12 protein-coding genes are annotated in these 20,957 nt (G+C 50.0%); 7 read left to right on the plus strand and 5 right to left on the minus strand.

Features of this window, described 5'->3' with window-relative positions; translation table 11 throughout:
- Positions 1–97 precede the first annotated feature (97 nt).
- Complete coding sequence (gene rpoN / locus ACQ6WK_RS07945) at positions 98–1,573, plus strand: RNA polymerase factor sigma-54 (protein WP_432800207.1); 1,476 nt, start codon at positions 98–100, stop codon at positions 1,571–1,573.
- 244 nt (positions 1,574–1,817) lie between these two features.
- Here the strand turns inward: rpoN and ACQ6WK_RS07950 are convergent, their stop codons facing one another.
- The gene (locus ACQ6WK_RS07950; protein WP_432800208.1) at positions 1,818–4,448 is read right to left on the minus strand and encodes a sodium:solute symporter family transporter; all 2,631 of its coding nucleotides are present in this window, start codon (positions 4,446–4,448) and stop codon (positions 1,818–1,820) included.
- A 268-nt stretch (positions 4,449–4,716) separates the two neighbouring features.
- Positions 4,717–5,799 (minus strand): hypothetical protein, encoded by a 1,083-nt coding sequence (locus tag ACQ6WK_RS07955; RefSeq protein ID WP_432800209.1) that lies wholly within the window; start codon positions 5,797–5,799, stop codon positions 4,717–4,719.
- A 231-nt stretch (positions 5,800–6,030) separates the two neighbouring features.
- Here ACQ6WK_RS07955 and ACQ6WK_RS07960 point away from each other — a divergent pair, with 231 nt between their 5' ends.
- The 6 genes from ACQ6WK_RS07960 to ispE all read left to right on the plus strand — a co-directional run bounded on the left by ACQ6WK_RS07960 (position 6,031) and on the right by ispE (position 13,874).
- Positions 6,031–6,987: a dihydrodipicolinate synthase family protein gene (locus ACQ6WK_RS07960; RefSeq protein WP_432800210.1), complete on the plus strand. Its 957-nt coding sequence runs from the start codon at positions 6,031–6,033 to the stop codon at positions 6,985–6,987.
- Positions 6,988–7,000: 13 nt separating this feature from the next.
- The gene (locus ACQ6WK_RS07965; protein ID WP_432800211.1) at positions 7,001–7,969 is read left to right on the plus strand and encodes a dihydrodipicolinate synthase family protein; all 969 of its coding nucleotides are present in this window, start codon (positions 7,001–7,003) and stop codon (positions 7,967–7,969) included.
- Positions 7,970–8,021: 52 nt separating this feature from the next.
- Entirely contained in the window at positions 8,022–9,959 is a 1,938-nt protein-coding gene (locus ACQ6WK_RS07970; protein WP_432800212.1) for an exo-alpha-sialidase, read from the plus strand.
- 34 nt (positions 9,960–9,993) lie between these two features.
- A complete protein-coding gene (locus ACQ6WK_RS07975; RefSeq protein ID WP_432800213.1) occupies positions 9,994–11,949 on the plus strand; it encodes an exo-alpha-sialidase in 1,956 nt (651 codons plus the stop codon).
- Positions 11,950–12,069: 120 nt separating this feature from the next.
- A complete protein-coding gene (locus ACQ6WK_RS07980; protein WP_432800214.1) occupies positions 12,070–12,900 on the plus strand; it encodes a TetR/AcrR family transcriptional regulator in 831 nt (276 codons plus the stop codon).
- A gap of 41 nt (positions 12,901–12,941) precedes the next feature.
- The gene (ispE, locus tag ACQ6WK_RS07985) at positions 12,942–13,874 is read left to right on the plus strand and encodes a 4-(cytidine 5'-diphospho)-2-C-methyl-D-erythritol kinase (protein ID WP_432800215.1); all 933 of its coding nucleotides are present in this window, start codon (positions 12,942–12,944) and stop codon (positions 13,872–13,874) included.
- A 15-nt stretch (positions 13,875–13,889) separates the two neighbouring features.
- Here ispE and ACQ6WK_RS07990 read toward each other — a convergent pair whose 3' ends face one another.
- From ACQ6WK_RS07990 to ACQ6WK_RS08000, 3 genes are all read right to left on the minus strand, one after another.
- Positions 13,890–14,630, minus strand: coding sequence for a PEP-CTERM sorting domain-containing protein (locus ACQ6WK_RS07990; RefSeq protein ID WP_432800216.1), 741 nt, complete (start codon positions 14,628–14,630; stop codon positions 13,890–13,892).
- Between the two features lie 143 nt (positions 14,631–14,773).
- Positions 14,774–17,056: an O-antigen ligase family protein gene (locus ACQ6WK_RS07995; protein WP_432800217.1), complete on the minus strand. Its 2,283-nt coding sequence runs from the start codon at positions 17,054–17,056 to the stop codon at positions 14,774–14,776.
- A gap of 256 nt (positions 17,057–17,312) precedes the next feature.
- Complete coding sequence (locus ACQ6WK_RS08000) at positions 17,313–20,846, minus strand: adenosylcobalamin-dependent ribonucleoside-diphosphate reductase (protein WP_432800218.1); 3,534 nt, start codon at positions 20,844–20,846, stop codon at positions 17,313–17,315.
- Between the last annotated feature and the right edge of the window lie 111 nt (positions 20,847–20,957).

Here is a 20,957-nt window from a genome sequence, read left to right on the forward strand (position 1 = left end):
AATGGGTCATTGGGTTAAGTAAACGATGCGAATAGATACCGGACAACATATGCGAATCGACCAGCGAATGAAGCTGGCCCCGCGCATGATCCAGTCTATGGAAATCCTGCAAATGACCCAGCAGGCGCTCGAAGAACGCATCGAACAAGAGCTTGCCTCCAACCCCACACTCGAACTGCAAGAGCCCACCGACGATCAACAAAACATCGCGGAGGAAATCAAACAGGTTGAACGTGATGCCAAGGAAGGCGAACGCGAACTCTACGTCTCAGACGATGCCGAAGCCCGTAACACCGGCGACGATTTTGAACGCCTTTCCAACATGTCCGACGAGTACGCCGACTCATGGACCGCCAACACCGGCACCGAAGACTACGTCCCACGCACCCCACGCAACACAGGTGAACGTGACGTCAAACTTGACGCCATGGCCAATACCGCAGCACGTACTGCCTCCCTCTTCGATCAGCTTTCTGATCAATGGCGACTCATTGAAAACGACTCAGATATCCAAGCTGCTGGCGAATTTTTGATCTCCCAAATTGATGCTGATGGCTACATTCGCACAGAAATCGATCAACTTATTGATCTCGCCCCGGATGAAGTCAAAAATGCCGACCTGCTCAACGAAACCATTGGCATCATGCAACAAACACTCGATCCACCTGGCCTCGCTGCTCGTGATCTTCGAGAATGCTTGCTCCTTCAAATAGATAACCGCATTCAACAGCAGAAACAGTCTGAAGACACCAATGGGCATCAAGTTGATCTCACCAACTCGCGTTTGTTGGTAGATGAATATCTCAAAGAAATTGAAACCAATCGCCTACCACGCATTGAAAAACAAACCGGCCTATCCATCGACGAAATCACCGTTGCTATCACTCAACTCCGTCAGTTTCACCCGCATCCCGGTCGCTTGCTTGCTGATGAAAACACACAGCGCATTACCCCCGACGCAATTGTTGAGTTCGATGAAGATAACGATCAGTATGTCGCCCGCCTGACCTCAGATCGATCACCCGCATTGCAGATCTCTCCATCCTATGCAGAGATGGCCAAGGATCGCAGTGTCGAAAAGAAAACCCGTGATTTCGTCAACAACAATATCCGTTCCGCATCATGGCTCATCGACGCGATCGCTCAGCGTAACAACACGCTCATGCGTGTTATTTCCGTCGTCCTGGGTGCGCAACGTGATTTCTTCGATCAAGGACCGCAAGCGCTCAAGCCGCTACCGATGACACAAGTGGCCGACCAACTCGGTATTCATGTGGCTACCGTCTCACGTGCTGTAAATGAAAAATACTTGCAAACGCCGCGCGGCATCTTCCCTCTGCGCATGTTCTTTTCTGGTGGTACCGAAACCGAAGGCGGCGAATCCATGTCTTGGTCTGCCGTCCAAGCCAAACTCAAACACATCATTGATGAAGAAGACAAATCCAAGCCACTTAGTGACGATACACTGGTCGATGCTTTGAAGAAAGAGGGCATTGACATCGCTCGCCGTACCGTCGCAAAGTACCGCAAACAACTGAACATTCCCACCGCGAGACAGCGCAAGCAGTATTAAAACCCGCTCCCTTTCATTTAGGCATCATTTCATCTGGATACGCCCACTGAAATAAACTCCCTGCGCTGTCTGCCATATCAACTGGAGATTGATTGCTAATCACGATGATTGTGTTTTGATATTTACTGCAAGCCATCTTTTTTCTGTTCTCGCGGTTTTAAGCAAACATATATGTAAAAACAGCGTAGGCCATTTAAATAAGACACCACGCTGATAGATGGGATAAAGAATTGATTGAGCCTATTTAACTCGAAGTACCAACCGGCACTTCATCTTGAGTAATTGATTCTACTTCTCCGGATCGCCAAACCGTCAAATCCGGATGAATCGTAAAACCGTTGCGAGACCCAGTCTTGAATGTGAGAATGCTAAAAACATAACCCGCAATAATGCATGAAACCATACCTGTAAATGCATAGAGGATCACCGAGATATCCGTATAGGTACTGATCGCATACTGAACACCGCCACTAGCAATCAAGCCCATGACCGCGCCGATGCCGTTCGCACGTTTACTGAGCATCCCCAACAGGAATACGCCACCAATCCCACCCGCAAACAAACCGACGAATGCCGACAACGAATCCCATAGCGATTTGATATCCCACATCGCCAATACCAGCGCAAACACTGTTCCAAAAATTCCGACCAACACCGTGATTGTTTTTGCCACACCTAAGCGATTCTTATCTGATGTGTCCGGCAATAATCGTGCGTAGAAATCGGTCGTGAATGCGGTCGCAACTGAGTTCATGCTGCTATCGAGGCTTGACATTGCAGCGGCAAAAATACCTGCAATGATGAGTCCTGCAATGCCGGCAGGGCAATTCTGAGTGATAAACAAAGGTAGTACCGCATCCGATTGAACCAAGTTCGGATCAATGTGATTGCTGCTTGAATGATAGAAAAGGTACATCCCCGTCCCGAGTGCGAAGAATAGCAACGTGGCCGGGATTGCCATCATCGCTGATGTCCAAATTCCTTTCGCAGCTTCCCCCTGATTCTTAGTCGTCAGATAGCGTTGAATCACGCTCTGATCTGTACCATAACCAATGATGTTCCCAGCAATCCCACCCATTAACAACACCCATAACGTCGGTGAATCCAGCCTGAACATCAAATTAACAGCTTTAAGTTTACCTGCATCAAGTGCATGACCAAGCTGAACATTACTCCATGGATTATCTGCACCTGAAATCATAATGAACAAACAAACCCCGGCCCCTCCCAGCAACACCACCGTCTGAATCACATCTGTCCAGATGACGGCTTCAATTCCGCCCATCACGGTATAAACAATCGTGATCGCTCCCATGATCAGGATACAAATTTCCACCGGTAGATTGGTCGCTAGTGCTAACGCAATCGATGGCAAGAATAGCACAATACCAATCCGGCCCACTTGAAAGAACATAAACATCGCGCTGGCAATCATTCGCGCAAACATATTAAATCGCATCTCAAGATATTCGTATGCAGTCGTCACATTAAGCCTACAAAAGAAGGGCAAAAACAGGTAAATCGCGATCGGTGCACTCAGCAGAATCGTTCCATTCAGTGCAAGATACGTCCAATCCGTTGCAAATGTTTTAGCAGGGATCGCAATAAAAGTAATCGCGCTAAGTTGCGTACTGAAGATACTCAGGCCAGCTGCCCACCATGGGATGCGTTTACCCGCAAGAAAGAAATCTTCCGTCGTTCCACCCCTCCCTGAGATATAAAAACCAATGACGAGCATTCCTAACAAGTACACAATCAACACCGTGTAATTCAACCAACCAAAAGCATGGGGCTCACCGATGAATTGGCCGCTCCAAACATTTGGTGAGCGCACACCTGGCCGAACCTCGCCACTTGGAATCACAATTTTATCCCCCCATCGCACCACCTGCATCGTGACCGGCGATGGTGAAGGTAGCTTACCCATCCGTGCATATGTTTTCGTCACTGTATTAAACGCCAGAATCGTTCCCGCAAAACCTCCGTGATTCTCAAGCCGATCAACTAACTCTTTTTGTAGGACCGCTTTTCTGACATGATCCTGTTCTTCAGCAATCTTTTTGTTCAACCCCTCAAGTACCATAAACTCTTCACCATGGTCACCGCCCATCAGATAAATACCATATGTACCGGTATTCAACGCGGTAGCTGCCATCATGCAAAGTGCCTCACTCTCACCATCCGGAATGATGTCTGGCAGTTTTTCCCATGTTTTTTCTTTGTGATCAAATCGATACGCATCTGACAGCAGTTCTGTTGCAGATCCTGGCTGAACATTACGTCCACTGAACAAATAAAACGATTTGCCCTTGCCCTCGTTCTGCACCGCACTTACCGCAAGCACGCGAGGTGGTCCAGGCCATGTCGCCTCTTCCTTCCATGCAAATTCATCACTACCTTGCTTCGATAAATCTAGACTGAAGAAATGCGAGCTTGCCTCTGCACTACTCGTGGCAACCTGCCCACCGGCTACGTAAACCGTATCTCCAACACATGCACCAGTCGCAAACGCAAGCGGCCTCGGCATTGGCGGCAACTGCGTGATCATAATCCCGTGCTGACCATCCCACGACACTTGCAGCACATCACTGTAACATTGGGATTGATCCGAGCCACCAATCATCAACACGCCATCCTCAGTCGTAATTGAAACACCGTAAGCAACTGGATGCGGCAACTTGCCGACATTGGCTCGCCATATCTTCGTCCCCTTATCATCAGAGGTCATCACGTGAATCGCATCTGTCCATACCTTCTTGCCACCATTCCAAGGCGAAGCTTCGGGGAAATTAGCTCCCCCTGCTACGATGAGCGCATCGTTATGAATACCAACAAAAGGACTCGCGACACCTACCGGATCGGGCAATGCTGGCAATGAATTCCATTCCCAATGACCTGCAATTCCCTTTGTTTCGTCTTTGCCCTCCTCAGCGAAACACGAAAATGTTATCGATAATGATATAATCGATACAATAAAGAACAAATATGATGGGTATGAAATGCCGCTTCGTTTAGATTTGATTGACATAACGAGAGATACTTTCTTAGGCTGCTTACCAAGAATCGAAAATCGTGACAGTACAACTATTGCCAATCACGCAAAGCGTGCGGCGTTAAAACCCTACGAAATGACGGGTGTTAAATTAAATCATGCCAGGATGAATCAGTGCCACCGGATACGTTGCGTGAACGGGAGTTTGTTTTCCTGATGCCTGCTTAACTAAAAGCTCACCAATGCGTTCTCCGATCCGCTGCGGTGCAATCTCTGGATAGATATAGGGATACGTCGGTTTCGGTAATCCTGGCTGCATGAACACCGTCGTTGATACAAGCTCCGGTTTCAAACGTTCTGGAAGTTCAAGTTGAGCAATCGCTTTAATTGCCCCTTCCGCAATCGGGCGAGCATCGCAAATCACTCCGCACTTCTGCTTAAATGCTTCTCCCGCCAAATTGAGTACTTCACGTTCTGCTGCAACATCATCGGTTGGCAGGAAACGATAAACAATTCGGTCTGTCGAAATCCCATGGTCTAATGCATTCTTACGGAACGCATCCACAATAACGTTGTGTCCGGGCTGCATCTGATTTCGTAGTAAAACTAAAATATTCTTACATTTATGTTTTGCGAAATACTCAATGATTAACTTCCCTGACTGCGCATTATCGCGATCCAGTGAGCTAACATTTTCAACTGATGGACAGGTTGTTCCGTGAATCACAGCAGGCAAACCAGAACGGCCAACCGCTCGCTGTGTTTCCAATGATGCTCGAACGACTACAAATCCTGCCCGCTGATCATTCTTCAAAGTTGCATGAATCAACTCATCTACAAAGGCACCTTCATCTGACGTCGGCAAAAAATCGAGTTGTATATTCGCTTTTGGCAGTACACTTTGAATCCCTACCACAACACCATCTGCAAGCAATCCCTCTTTCTTTAGGTACGATTTGTGCAACATTAAATGCACTTCACCTACCGGTGCATCCGGCAAGGCTTGATGCTCAGACAACGTCACAAAAGTTCCCAAACGCTGTTTGCGTTTTACTATCTTTCGCTGCGCCAAAAGTTGCAACGCACTGTTGGCCGCACCGGTACTCACACTGAATCGTCGCGCGGTCTGGACTGAATTGAGATACTGGTCGCCAGACTGTAGCCGCCTGTGGCGAATATCCGCCTCAATCAAATCCGCAAGCGATTTCACATTCATAGATCCGGTTTTTCGCATGATAAAGGCACTTTACCGAATGATTAAAAATTCTTCAAGAAATATTTTTGACACCCAAGCATTATATTTTTGTTGCTTCATGACGTCAATATGATGCATAATATATATTTCTTATAGTTACGTAATTTTAATTGAGCCCACAGAAACCATAAAGTAGGATGCAAGCACTTACATTATTTTACGCTGCGGTCGCTCAGGAGGTGTTACTCCGTGCAATCACAGATTCATTCCATGAAAGATAAACGAATGGCGAATAGACATAACGGGTTAGTTGCAGCTGTTTTTTCACCCGTCGAGACATCAGGCAAACTAGCTTTGGATCGCATTCCCACGATCGTTTCTCATCTTATTGATAATGGTATTGGCGGCTTGCTCGTCGGCGGACTCACCGGTGAATATGCGAGCTTCTCTGACCAAGAACGTATGGCCCTACATGAAGCTTACGTTAATGCCGCAAACAATCAGATCCCGATTATCGCACATGTTGGCCACGACGTACTTGAATCTGCCAAAGAACTTGCACGACATGCCGAATCTATTGGGGCAGATGAAATCCTGACTAGCTGTCCACGATTATTCAAACCTGCATCGGAAGAAGCGCTTTGTGATTGGTGCGCACCGATTTCTGCTGCGGCACCAAACACACCCATGTTCTTTTATAACTCGCCGGTCATTTCGGGATCCGGTTATGCCATGACCAAATACATCGAATTCGCCAAGCAGCGTATACCAACGTTTCGTGGCATCAAGTTCTCAGCCAAAGATCTTTATGAAATGAATCTCTGCTTGCAGATGAATGATGATGCATGCTCAATTTATTTTGGTTGTGATGAAATGCTCTTGGCAGCACTGGCCATGGGAGCGAATGCCGCCACTGGCTCAACCTACAACTACGCAGCACCGCTATTCTGTCAATTACTTGATCACTATGAAGCAGGTGAAATGTCTGAAGCTCAGGCTTGCATGAGCCGAATCAATCAGATGATCTCACTCCTGCATGAATATGGCGGTGGAATCATCGCAGGTAAAGCCATTATGAAGATGGTAGGTGTCGACTGCGGTCCAACCCGCCTTCCTCTCAAAAACCTATCTGATGCTGAATACAATGCACTTCAAGATGCGCTCACATCAATCGGGTTCTTCGATTGGCTTAAAACTGCAAACACATCCATAGCTGCACATACTTAGAAAGTGACTCTGCATGTATGACATCCGCATAGCCAACGATATTCACGGCCTATGGTCTGCCGTGCCGATGCCATGGACACAAGATGGCAAACTCGATGAGGCAATACTTGAGCGTAACATCAATCGTCTTGCATCCATCCCTTGTGATGGCATTTATTGCACTGACAGTGATGGTGAATTTTATGCAATCGAACTTGACGAATTCGCATCCTTTGTCGCAACCTTTACTCATCACATGGCCCCACATAACTGCAGCATCCAAATCGGCGTGACTTGGACCAACACGCAAGGCATCATTGATCGCATCAAAGTTTGTCTTGATCATGGTGTTTCAGCTGTACACATTTGCTATCCCTATTGGATGCCTTTGAACAAGGAAGATGTCAAACATTTTTGGGCAACATTAGCCCAAGCTGTCCCTAGTTCAAGGTGGATTCACTACAACACACCACGTGGACACGTCCACATGGGCGCGGATGAATACCGCTGGCTTGCTTCGGAATTTCCAGAGCAATTTATTGGTACAAAACTCGGCACACAGAACTTTCTTGAACTCTCCGACATCATCGGTTCTACGCCTCAAATCGCTCACATGCTGACGGACTTTACTGTCGTGCCCGGCATGATGCTTGGCGGCCGCGGCACATATAGTTTTTGGGTCAATACACTCCCCGATTGGCATCGCCAGCTACTTAACCATTGCAAAGAACAACGCTGGCCTGAAGCTATGGAAATGCAATCTAAATTCAATCGTTGGGAGAAAGCTTGTATCGAACCCATCGTCGGGCAAGGATATTTGCACGGCATCATTGGCAAAGCAAGAGGTGAAGCGTCAGGCTTTCTTGAAGATCCTGGATATACGCGCGATCCCTATACACCTGTCTCACAACCGCTCGTCGAGCAAATAAAACAAGATTTTCGCAAATGGTGGCAGGAAGAACTGACACACGAATCCTTTGCGGTCCTGAAAACTCAATCATGAAACACACTGCTTTCACTTGAAAGTATGAAGATAATCACAAGGAGCATTACATATGTTTGCTGGCATTAACGGCTCGCGCATCTTTATGATGTGTATCCTTCTCATTTCACTTTCCTATTCACCTTATCTCTTGGCAAATGAAACCTCTGTTATGCAGCGCGTGGTTTTTAAAGATGGGGAGGCTGGTTATAAAACCTTTCGAATTCCTACCATCATTCAAGCTAAAAATGGCGATCTCCTTGCCTTTGCCGAAGGGCGCGTTAACAGTCGATCAGATACAGGTGACATCGATCTTGTCATGAAACGTAGCACCGATAGCGGCGAAACATGGGAAAAACTAACTGTTGTACAGAATCATGGGCAGAATACTGCCGGCAACCCGGTCCCCATTCTCGATCGTATCACCGGAAATATTGTTCTGGTTTACTGCACGAATAACGGGCAAGATTCGCAACACAAGATCCAGCACCAGACATCCGAGGACACCCGCCGTGCTTGGGTCACGATCAGTCAAGACCACGGCGTTCATTGGTCAACACCAATTGAAATCACCGACATGGTCAAGGATCCCAAATGGCGATGGTACGCAACAGGCCCGGGTGGCGGGATTCAATTACAACATGGCAAGCACAAAGGAAGATTAATCGTTGCCAGTACATTCAATAGTGGTATTGGAAGCGGCAAGGGGGGCGGCGTCCAACTCATCTATAGTGACGATGGTGGCAAACAGTGGCACAAAGGTGGCATTGCACGGAACATGAAATCCAAAAAATATTTGCCTAGCGAAAGCCAATTACTTGAACTGGAAAACGGCCAAGTTTATATCATTTCTCGCAACAGAGCACATGATGGAACAAAGCAGTTCTATCAAGCCGCCAGCTATATGACCGATGGTGGTATGAAATTCATTCATGGTTTTCAAGAAACACACCTTGCCAATCCACTAGTTGAAGGTGCTATTGAACGATTTTCTTCCAAATCGGATGGCCTTATCAATCCTCTTATTATTCATACCCAACCAAGACACAAAAGCAAACGACGTGAATTCACCATACACGTATCAGAAGATGAAACCAAGACATGGTCGAGTGAAAAACTGCTATACCGGGGGCCATGCGGATATAGCGATATCACACCAATTAAAACGGATCATGGGGAATCTTCAGTAGGTGTACTCTATGAACAAGGCGACAAAAACTATCATGAGCGCATTGTGTTTGCGAAAGTGTCTGCATCTTGGGCTAAAAGCAACGTATTACTGCAAATTGACGCAAGCCAGTATCAACTGAACAAAAAAATCAGGAATGGCGCCACTATACGCGATCAACAAGGAAACGGTGTTGACGGCACACTAGTCGGCAACGGCATTCGCATTGTGAATGGTGATCCACGATATCATCATGTCAGCAAGTATGCATTTCACTTCGATGGCAAGAACGACAGTATCCAAATACCAGACCAAAAAGATCATTTACTAAACTTTGCAGCAACTGAAAATTTTACATTGGAATTCTTATTCCGCACTGAAGGACATCATGATGGCGACAGCGAGGGTTCGGGCCCACTGCTCGCAAAGGATGTTAGAAAATACCATCCTTCCTATTGGGTGCGTGTACAGAACGGACGATTGCGGGTGTTTCTTGAAGATGGAAAACACAATACAAGCATCATGACACCAAATCCGGTGAATGATGGTGAATGGCACCATGCTGTTATTGTTCGAGATAAATCAATCCCACAATTGCGAATGTATCTGGATCACAAACTGGTGGGTGTTGATACTGATGATACCGATCAGCCTTTAGCCAATGACTTTCCGATCCAAATCGGGACGTTCAACAGCGCGAAACCGGGCAAGCGGCGGTTTGCTGGCGATATTCAGTTCATCCGTGTATCCAGCGGCGCGCTAAAACCTGAGCAGTTTATCCAACCGTTAAATCACAAAGCAACTGCGACTGAAGAAAAAGCAATCGCAGCAACCATAAATTAAATGCTAGTTCATTCAGCATAGGAGTGTGAGACAAATGAAAACCATAAGCAATATGCTTAAAGCAGCACGATTGCCCCTAATAGCCGCATTGTGCTTGTTTGGCGCAAGTTCACTTCGTGCTCAGCCCGTTCAACATAGCGTGGTGTTTGAGCGCGGTGAAGCTGGCTATGACACTTTTCGTATCCCCGCATTGGTCAAGGCTGCGAATGGCGATTTACTCGCCTTTGCAGAAGGGCGACGCAACAGCGCAAGCGACACCGGCAATATCAACATCATGATGAAACGCAGCACCGACAACGGGCGAACATGGGGCTCGTTGCAACTTGTGCAGGACTACGGACGGCATACCGTCGGCAACCCGGTCCCCATTCTCGACACAAATACTGGGAACCTGATTCTAGTAACCACGCGCAATCTCGGCCAAGACACACAAACCGAAATCACCAACGGCACAAGCGATGGTGGCCGCACTGTCTGGGTACAGACCAGCACGAATAACGGCCAGTCCTGGTCCAGCCCAACTGAGATTACCTCACAAGTGAAAGACCCCTCTTGGCGATGGTTTGCCACCGGCCCGGGCGGCGGCATCCAGCTCACACGCGGCGCTCATGCTGGCAGGATTTTGCTGGCAAGCCCGTTCGATGGCGGCCCGAACTCTGGCGAGCGCGGCGCGACGGCGTTTTACAGTGATGATGGCGGCGTCACTTGGAACATGGGCGGCCAGATGCGCGACGTTAGTGGGAGAGACTTCAACCCCAGCGAAAGCCAGCTCGTCGAACTCACCAATGGCAATGTCTATGTGAACTCGCGCAACCGTGCGACCGCGCCAGATGGCAATCACTACCGCGCATCTTCGTACCTTAAAAACAGCGGGGAAAATTTCCTGAGCGGCGCGATCGATTTTGATCAGCTTGATCCGGTCGTCGAAGGATCTGTCGAGCGATTTACCGCGGTCGATGAGGGAGATGATCGCAATCGCATCCTGCTTTCGCATCCGAAGCACGAAACGGATCGGCGGGAGATGACGCTGCAACTTTCTTATGATGAAACCGATACATGGACCGACGGCAAGATGCTGCGGCGCGGGCTTGCGGGGTACAGCGACATGGCCAAGATCTCCGGCAACGGCGTGAGTAATCCCATGATGGGAATGCTCTATGAAAACGGGTCGTCAAAATACTACGACAGGATCAGCTTTGCTCGTTTCTCACAGTCATGGGTTGAGTCGCCGACGCTGATGCAGTTTCAATCAACAAGCAACACGACCGGTGGAACGATCAGTGCCGGCAGCACCATCCACGACACGCAAGGCAACGGCATCAACGGCACACTCGTCGGTAACGGCGTCACGGTGGTGACCGGTGATACACGCTACCGCAATCATGGCACCACCGCGATGCACTTTGACGGGCAGAACGACTATATCCGCGTTGACGACACCACCGATCATCTCTTTGACTTTGAAGCTGATGAAAGTTTCACGCTTGAAATCCTGTTCAGAACCACCGACCACGGCGCGGGGTTGAATGACATCATGCCGCTGATTGCAAAAGATGTCGGTTCAAACTCAGAGTCATACTGGCTGCGTATTCAGGACGGCAAAGTCAGATTCTTTGTCGATGACGGCAATGAAACGGCTGCGGCCAAATCATCAGTGAGAGTAGATGATGACGAATGGCATCACGTAGCTGCGGTCCGCGATGCGGCCACCAATCAACTCAAGCTGTATTTGGATCATGTGCTGATCGACACGAAGGTGGATGACACCACCGGCAGTTTTGCGAATAACCGCGACCTGATCATCGGCGCGTTTAACAGTTCGAGCCCCGGCGACCGGCGTTTCCACGGCGACGTTCAGTTTGCCCGCATCTCACAAGGAGCCTTGAATCAGGATCAATTCCTGCAGCCCATCCCCGAGCCGGCCTCCCTCTCGGCGCTGATGCTGGGTCTTTTTCTCAGCAGACGCCCATACCGCAGATCAGCCACGTGAGCAATCCGATAAAGCTTGACAGCCCGACGCACACAGCCGAAACTATAGTTGCCGTGCTGAACACGGCTCAGTGCAAATGGATTTGCGCCAATTAACACATGTTCACATGGAGGTGAACCCATGACGACGCTTTCAGCAGAACCCGCGATTTTCCAAGATACAAACCACCCCATTTCTCGACCTGAATCACCCCTAACCAATAATGAAAATCGGCTTCCTCTTAGCGCGATCGCTTCGCAAACAACACCCACGGCACCAGCAAAAACGCCTGTAAACCTTAGTCGTGAGCAAATTCTCGACGCCACACTGAGCTGCCTACTTGAAAGCGGCTATGACGGCACCACCATCCGTAAAATAGCCAAACGTCTCGACTGCGCTGTTGGTTCGATTTACCGCTATTTCAAAGATAAAACCGAGCTTCTTGACGCTGTTCTTCAAGGACGTTTTGCCCCCGTCCGCGACATGCTTGATGAAAATCAATCCATCAGCAGCAGCGTTACTCTTTACCTCCAAACTGCAACTGAACAACCCGCCCTCTATCAACTCATGTTCTGGATTGCCGCAGATTCAGAATCTGATCCACAAGCTCAACAAATCCTCCCACGCATCATCGGGCAAATCATTGGCCAATGGTCCACACAACTCGCCAGCGACGACAAAGCCACCGCCCTCTGGGCACAACTTCATGGCCAGGTTATGCTCGGCGGCAAACCCGGTACCATCCTCGATCAGATCACGATCCCCAGCGAGAATGCACATCCCGCCATAACGACAAAATCAACTTCCACTCCCGGCAAGTCAGCCGCCCCTGCCCCGCGCCTCACACCTATAATTACACAATCTACACCCCCCGCGCCTAAGCTCGTCGCTTCGGCACAAGATTCAATCGCAAATTCAGATACAGGATACGCACAGCACACCAGCACCCACGAAGACATTACCCTCCTGTAAAACCAAAGCAAATCCAATCTTGTGATAACCGGAGAACCTGCATGGCTAGCCCGCTAATGCATGTCGAACCTTTTGCCGAAGCAGAACTTTTGTGTCCTGCAAAAATCAATCTAGCATTGTCTGTTGGTGCACCACTGGACAACGGATTCCATCCCATTGCAAGCTGGATGGTTGCCGTTGATTTTGCCGACCAGCTTTCCATTCAATGTATTGAAGGCGATGAAGATCGATATCATATCGCATGGGCCGACGATGCCCCCGTCCGACAAACCGTCGATTGGCCGGTCGAGAAGGATTTGGCCTATCGTGCTCACCGTTTGCTTGAAGAAAAAATTGGTAAGAAGCTGCCAGCCGTCGAAGTCACCGTCAGCAAACACATTCCCGCAGGTGCAGGACTCGGCGGTGGATCAAGCGATGCCGCTGGCATGCTTGTTGGCCTAAATGAACTCTTTGAACTCAAACTCGAAGAATCTTCGCTTCTAGAACTCGCTATCCAACTCGGCTGTGACGTGTCCTTTGGTATCGCTGCATTTCATGGCAAATCAAGCGCCATTGCACGCGGGCTTGGTGAAGTTCTTGAGCCATCTATCCTTACTGAACGTATCCCCATCGTGCTTATCCTTCCGCCTTTCGGCTGCCCGACAAGCGATGTCTACAAACAATTCGACAGGCTCAATGACAACGTCAAAACGGCAGACCCCGATGCGGTTGTTTCGCTCAGACATGATCTACCCTTGCCCTTCGACGGCCCGTTTAACGATCTTGCGGAACCTGCCATGCAGGTACAGCCTGCTCTACGCGAAGCCGTCGAGCATGTCCAGAAAATCATAAGCCGTACCGTTCATGTGACAGGCTCAGGCGCAGCCATGTTCGCCATCGCAGAAACCGATGAAGATGCAGTCATGCTCCAAGATTTGATCATTGAAGGTTGCAACATGCCTGCGGTCGTCACTAAAACTATTCAGCCAAGATGAGCTGCCCGCAGAGATTCAGGCTTTCCGACGTCGCGCAAATACACCAATACCAACCATACTTGTAAGCAGAGCTACTGATGCTGGTTCTGGAACAATACTGGCACTGGCAATAACAAGGCCAACTTCATTACCATTTTCATCGAATTCATTACCCACGATAAAAAGCGTATAAGATGAAGGCAAAGCATCCGGAATCAAACTACCATCCGTGATCCAATTCGTATCGCTTGTCACAATCGCCAGCGTCCACTCTTCGCCATCCGCAGGCACCAATTCATTTTGATTACATGTCCCGCTCGGATGTGTGCATATCGAGACGGTTGTCGAACCAAGAATCTCAATCCAATCATAGGTTCCATCCGACACCATACCGTTGGTTTCTGCTGCTGTCAGTTCTAGATCATCATTTACGACGACACCGACTGGCCCTGTGTTGTTGAAGCTCCCACCTAAGGCAGGAATCGACAACGACACACCATAAGGAGCACCGACAAAATCATAGAAAGAAGAAAATTCATGACCAGGCACATTTGATGGTGTGGTCTGTGAACTGGGTGCTGCATTAGCCTCATCTGTATCAAAAATAAAGGTGCCATTAATGGCATGACCAACCATCACATCACCAACGTAATTACCACTGACAAGATCTACGGTTCCGCTCACTTCAAGCTCTACAGGATCTGCCTTTACGCTCATTGCACAGCCAATCGCAAGAACCGTAGCAACAGCGATAGGTAATATCTTCTTCAATACCATAACCCCTCTCTCCTAATCATACGAAATACAACACAGGTCTCTCAGTACCGCCATCAAACTCATGCGGCACCACAGCAACACTATACCACGGAGTTTAGAACATTCTAATTTTTCTTTGATTTCTCACTGAGATGTAAAGATAGCTAAGGTTTAACGCCTTCCGCTTGCCTGATGCGCTTCTGTGCTTGCGCCATTTCATCCGGAGTCATCTGTTTGGCTGGATCAAGATAAAGCTTTTCCGAAATCACAATCGCTTGCTGATATGCTTCCGCTGCTTTTTGATACTGAGCCAATTGCCAGTACTTATCCGCCAACGACAAATGATCATTCAAGCTGTATGGCGCATATTTCAACGCCTTTTCAGTCACCTTCGCGGCAGCAAGTAACGGCGGCGTCGTGTTCGTGATCGAGGCTTGATAAGCCTCCACCGTTGCAAGCTGACGGTAGCCTGCAGGCAATACGGGCCGATGCTCAATCAAATAAGCGGCATCTTCGCGTGCCTGCTCAACCCACTTCAACGCGGTTGCTTTCTGGCCACGATGCATGAACGCAGAAGCCAACTGCAACCGCACTGCAATCCGCTGCCGCGACACCAATGGATCGGTGGGCTCAAGCTTTGCCGCACGATCCAATGCTTTCAATCCATTGCGGCTATCCCCCTTCGCCAATGCTTCCGATGCGATACGCATTTCTTCCTGATATGCAGTCACTGGCAACACTTGCACCGACACCATGTATAGCGGCACGACCATGAGCAGCATCGGCACAAAATACCGTCGCGCTACGGACCTCGCTCGTTTCTTTTCTACTTCACTGCGTTCATCTACATAACATGCCGCCACCATGAAGCACACCATCGGCCCTGACGCCAACTGAAAGAACGACATCTCAATCTGATTATGAACGAGTAACGCGACCGCTCCCACCAAAAGCGATAACTTCACCACACGTCCACGACACGCAAGCCGTCGCACCAAAACATAAAACACTCCCGCAAACAGCACTACGGTGACCAGCCACAACAATGCTGATTCCAGATACATTTCTTCGAACGTCACAAAATACCGTGTCAAAAACAGTATGCCCGCCAACATGAATGCCAGATACCCAACCTGCTTCCCAGTTAGATTGCCTCGCCCATCATGCTCTATTTTTTCTGCAGCAACTTGTTCAACTTTTTGCTTCATGATCCTCATCGCTGACTGCATCACAATCCAAACCAAACTCACCGAAAGCAACAAACCCGCCAGTCCGTATCCTGTCACGTAATCAACAAACACGTTGTGCGCCGATGACACCTCCTCCGGGCTATATACCGATTTATATTTCAAATACAGATAGCCAAAATCGTCCGGCCCCACCCCCAACAACAGACCAATAGGCCCACTGCCCCAAAGCATCCGCCCCGCCGCCGTCCAATACTGATATCGAAACAGCAGCGACCGTTCGCCCAATTCCGATTCCGGCAATCCCTGCATCCCGCGCACCATCACAGCCACCACCGGCAATGCGATCAATCCCGCACAACACACGACAAACACCCACCCCGGCGCTTTATATTTCCGAAACACATACGCTACTACCATCAACCCAACCCCTAGCGGCAATACCAACAACGCGCCTTTTGAATGTGTGTCATAGGTTGTCACCACACCTAACAACGCTGCTGCACCTGTTACCACCACGGGCAACACCCATTTCACCCCCTTCTTCATCCATGCAAACATGATCCCAATCGCAATTAATGTAAACGCCGCCGCGAACGAACCCAGTACATTCGCCAGTCCAAATGTTCCCACCGCATCCGGTGATTCCAACCGCCGCACATACAGTAGGTGTTGAGGCGAGCCTGCTGCCCAACCCCGCGCCGCCAAGAACGCCTCTTCATTTTCATGAAAATTCACCACCGTCATCGGATGCTCGACATATAAAAAATAAAACGAGAATAGCGCAAACGGGATCAGCATTGCCACAGCCGTCGCCACCACGATCCGCCGCACCAGCGCAAAATCTACCAGATGTATCGCAGCCATTATCGCACTAATCCCTGCGACAAACGCCGACGCATACTGCGCATTCCCATACGTTCCTTCAAGCCAATACAACCCGACCGCCATCGCTCCAAACAACATCCCCATCAATACCCGTGGTGACACCGCGCCATAAAACTTCGCTACAAAAATCGCACCCGCCGACACAAAGACAATCAGCGTATGCAATACCGCGTAACCCGTTGGCCCAACAAACGTCATCGGCAAAGCCCCCTTCTCACTCACCGTTGGCAATGTATCCAGATAAATTACCGGCAAAAACGGCGTAACCGCAGGTAAAAATATCAGCGCGAGTAACACCACCGTCACTGTTGCAACAGTGAGCGGTTCAGCTTTGGATCTTTCTCTCACAACATCATTTGAAAGCTCGGGCATGATCCCATTTTAGCGTTTCTACCTGTCGCTATGTGGGAAGCTCTCGTATAAATACTTCACATAAAAAAAATCCCTCATCGAGCAGATAGGATGCTCGAGGAGGGAAGTGGGAGAAGGAAGCGGGTTTAATAATCGTCGCGGCCGTGCGTTAGCCTCATGCTTTCTCGAATACTCCGTTGTTTCGCTGCGTCCGGGCAGCGACCGCTTGAACCTCCCATTCAGTGAGGGTATTTGGACCGTCTTAACTATCTATCAATTAGCTGCAACCCATCGACGCACCACAGTTCATACACTTGTAGCACGTGCCGTTACGGACCGTGATCGTGCCGCAGGTATCACACGCCGGTGCGTCCGCTTGCATCTCTCGCATCGATGCGGCTAGTGCTGAGTTTTGTGTGCCGTCAGCATTTGCTTCAGGCCGCGGCACCACCGCTGCCGTCACCGGGTCTTGTTCATCGGCCTTGGGACCAACCTTGAACCGCGATTCAGCAATCACCGTCTCAGCAATACGTGCTTTGCCGTTACCATTTCCATTGCCGTTAGATGCTTTGAGTTTTTCACCATTGGCGACCGCATCGGCTTTCACCTTCGATGCTTTACTGGCAGCTTTTTTTTCATCCTTCACCGGACGCTTTGGCGCGTTGGCTGCGCGGTAGCCCGGAATGAACTCCATGCCGATCCAGCGGAAGATGTAGTCCACCAGTGACTTGGCAAATGGGATGTCGCGGTTGTGTGTCATGCCCGCGGGTTCAAATCGTTGGTGCGTAAATTTGTTCACCAGTGATTCCACCGGCACGCCATACTGCAACGCCACCGAGATCGCTGTGCCGAGTGAATCCATCAACCCGCCGATCGTCGAACCTTCCTTCGCCATCGTGATGAACAGTTCACCCGGCGTGTCATCTTCATACAAACCCACCGTCAAGTAGCCTTCATGACCGGCGACATTGAACTTGTGCGTCTTACTCGCACGGGTGTCGGGCAAACGCCGACGCAGCGGCCGCTCTACAATCCGCTCAACAATCTTCTCGACAGGAGCCGCAGCATTGGTCGCAAGCTGTGCGATTTCTGCGGCCACTTCTTCCTTTGCGGCTGCGATTGATTCTTCATCATCCGCCTCGTCATCCGCATCGACCTTGTTATTCAACACCTGCGACAACTTGCAGCCGTCACGGTAAAGCGCGTTCGCCTTCAGGCCAAGCTCCCACGAAAGATGATACGCCGATTTGATATCTTCAACCGACGCGCTGTTTGGTAAGTTGATCGTCTTGCTGATCGCACCCGAGATAAACGGTTGCGACGCCGCCATCATCCGGATATGACCTTCGGCTTCGATGAACCGCTTCCCGTCCGGGCCGCAAGTGTTCGCACAATCAAACACTTCAAGATGCTCATCACGCAGTGCCGGTGCACCTTCGATCATCTGCGTGCCACAGATCGTTTTGTTCATGCGCTCGATCTGCGATGTGGACAAGCCCAAGGCTTCAAGCAAATCAAACGAAGGGTCAGAAGCACGTGCCGCCAGACCAAGCCGCTCAATCGCGTCTTCGCCAAGCGTCCACGCATTAAACGCATGTTGCAGCTCAAAAATCGTCGGCAGCGTATCCACCAACTTATCAATGTCTTCTTTCACAAGCCCCTTCTCAAGCAGGAACTCAGACAACATACGTTGCTGATCATCATCCGGGATAGCCACATCAAGGTTCAGCGTGCCCATCACATACTTAATAATCTCGATCACTTCATCGTCGTTGTAACCGAGCGACTCAAGTGATGGACGTAGCGACTGATTGGCAATCTTGAAGTACCCACCACCCGAGAGCTTCTTAAACTTCACCAGCGCGAAGTCCGGCTCAACCCCGGTCGTGTCACAATCCATGAGCAACCCGATCGTGCCCGTTGGCGCGATCACCGTTGTCTGAGCATTGCGGTAACCAAACTGTTCACCGAGCGCAAGCGCATCATCCCACGCTTGTTTCGCATGATTCAATAGTGCATGTGTATTCGCAAGATTGCCGAACGCGTCATCACTGTTCTCAAGTGCCGCATCATCAATCGGCACCGGCGCAATCGTCAGGTCTTCATAGTTGCCTAACTCATGGTTAGACCCAGCCTCCGCATCACGCGGTGTGCCATATGCTGCTCGGCGATGGTTCCGCATCACCCGCAACATGTGCTTCTTGTTCTTGTGGTAGCCCGGGAATGGGCCAAGCTCGCCGGCCATCTCCGCGCTTGTCGCATACGATGCACCCGTCAAGATCGACGTGATGCAACCGCAAATCGCGCGACCACGATCCGAGTCATACGGAATCCCTGCCTGCATCAGCATGGCACCAAGGTTCGCATAACCGAGGCCCAGCGTACGGTATTCGTAGGACAGACGCGCAATGTCTTCGGATGGGTACTGCGCCATCAGGACCGAGATTTCCAGCACGATCGTCCACAGCTTGATGCCGTGCTCGAATGATTCGATGTCGAAGGTTTTAGTCTGGTTGTTGTAGAACGTGAGCAGGTTCAGTGATGCGAGATTGCATGCCGTGTTGTCGAGGAACATGTACTCTGAACACGGATTCGATGCATTAATGCGGCCGGAATCCGGGCAGGTGTGCCAATCATTGATCGTGCCGTCATACTGCAAACCCGGGTCCGCACACTGCCAGGCCGCTTTGCCGATCTTGTCCCAAAGCTCACGCGCCCGCACCGTCTTGGAAATCTTCCCATCCGTGCGGCGGACCAAATCCCACTCGCCATCCTGATCGACCGTCTGGAAAAACTCGTGCGACAAACGCACCGAGTTGTTCGAGTTCTGACCGGAAACGGTCGCATACGCTTCGCCATTGAAGTCATAATCCAACGTCAAGCCCAACTCTTCTGCGGCTTCACGCTGCTGCTTGTTCATGTGCTTCATGCCTGCCGCCATCGCAGCAACCTTCAATTCCTCGCGCACCTTCCACGTGACGAACTCTTCGATGTCCGGGTGGTTCACGTCGAGGCAAACCATCTTGGCGGCGCGGCGGGTGGTGCCGCCAGACTTGATCGCGCCAGCCGCACGGTCACCGATACGCAGGAACGACATCAATCCCGAGGATTTGCCCCCGCCGGAAAGAGATTCACCTTCGCCGCGCACATTGGAGAAGTTGGTGCCGGTACCGGAGCCGTACTTGAACAGGCGAGCTTCGCGTGTCCACAAGTCCATGATCCCGCCTTCGCCAACAAGATCATCATGTACTGACTGAATAAAACACGCATGGGGTTGTGGATGTGAGTAGGCGTCTTCAGACTGAACGGTTTGGCCAGTTTTGGGGTCAGTGTAGTAGTGACCTTGCGCGGGGCCGTTAATACCGTACGATGAGTAGAGGCCGGTATTAAACCACTGCGGGCTGTTGGGCGCACACATCTGATTGAGCATCATGTAGGCAAGCTCATCATAGAACGCCTGCGCATCCTCTGCTGTATCAAAATAGTCGTGTTGCTCGCCCCAACGGCGCCAGCAATCTGCCAAACGATCAATCACCTGACGAGCCGAACGCTCCGGCCCGGTCACCACATTGCCTTCTTCATCACGCTGTACATTGCCGTCCGCATCAAGCTGCGGTACACCCGCCTTGCGGAAATACTTCGAGACCATAATGTCTGTCGCCAACTGCGACCAACTTGCAGGAATCTCTGCGTCGTTCATCTCGAACACGACCGAGCCGTCGAGATTCGCGATCTTACTTGAACGCTTAGCCCACTCGATAGTGTCGAAAACGTTCTGCTCTGCTTTGGTGAATCGCCTGGATATCCTCATGGATGCAGCCCCTGCATAGTGATGTATGATTTATGTTGTGTTCAGCAGCATCCGTACCGCTGAAAATAATAATTAATTTGCACGTAAAAACAGTGACGGAGCGGCTAGGCT

The organism is Poriferisphaera sp. WC338 (assembly GCF_050931845.1).
GTDB lineage: Bacteria > Planctomycetota > Phycisphaerae > Phycisphaerales > Phycisphaeraceae > Poriferisphaera.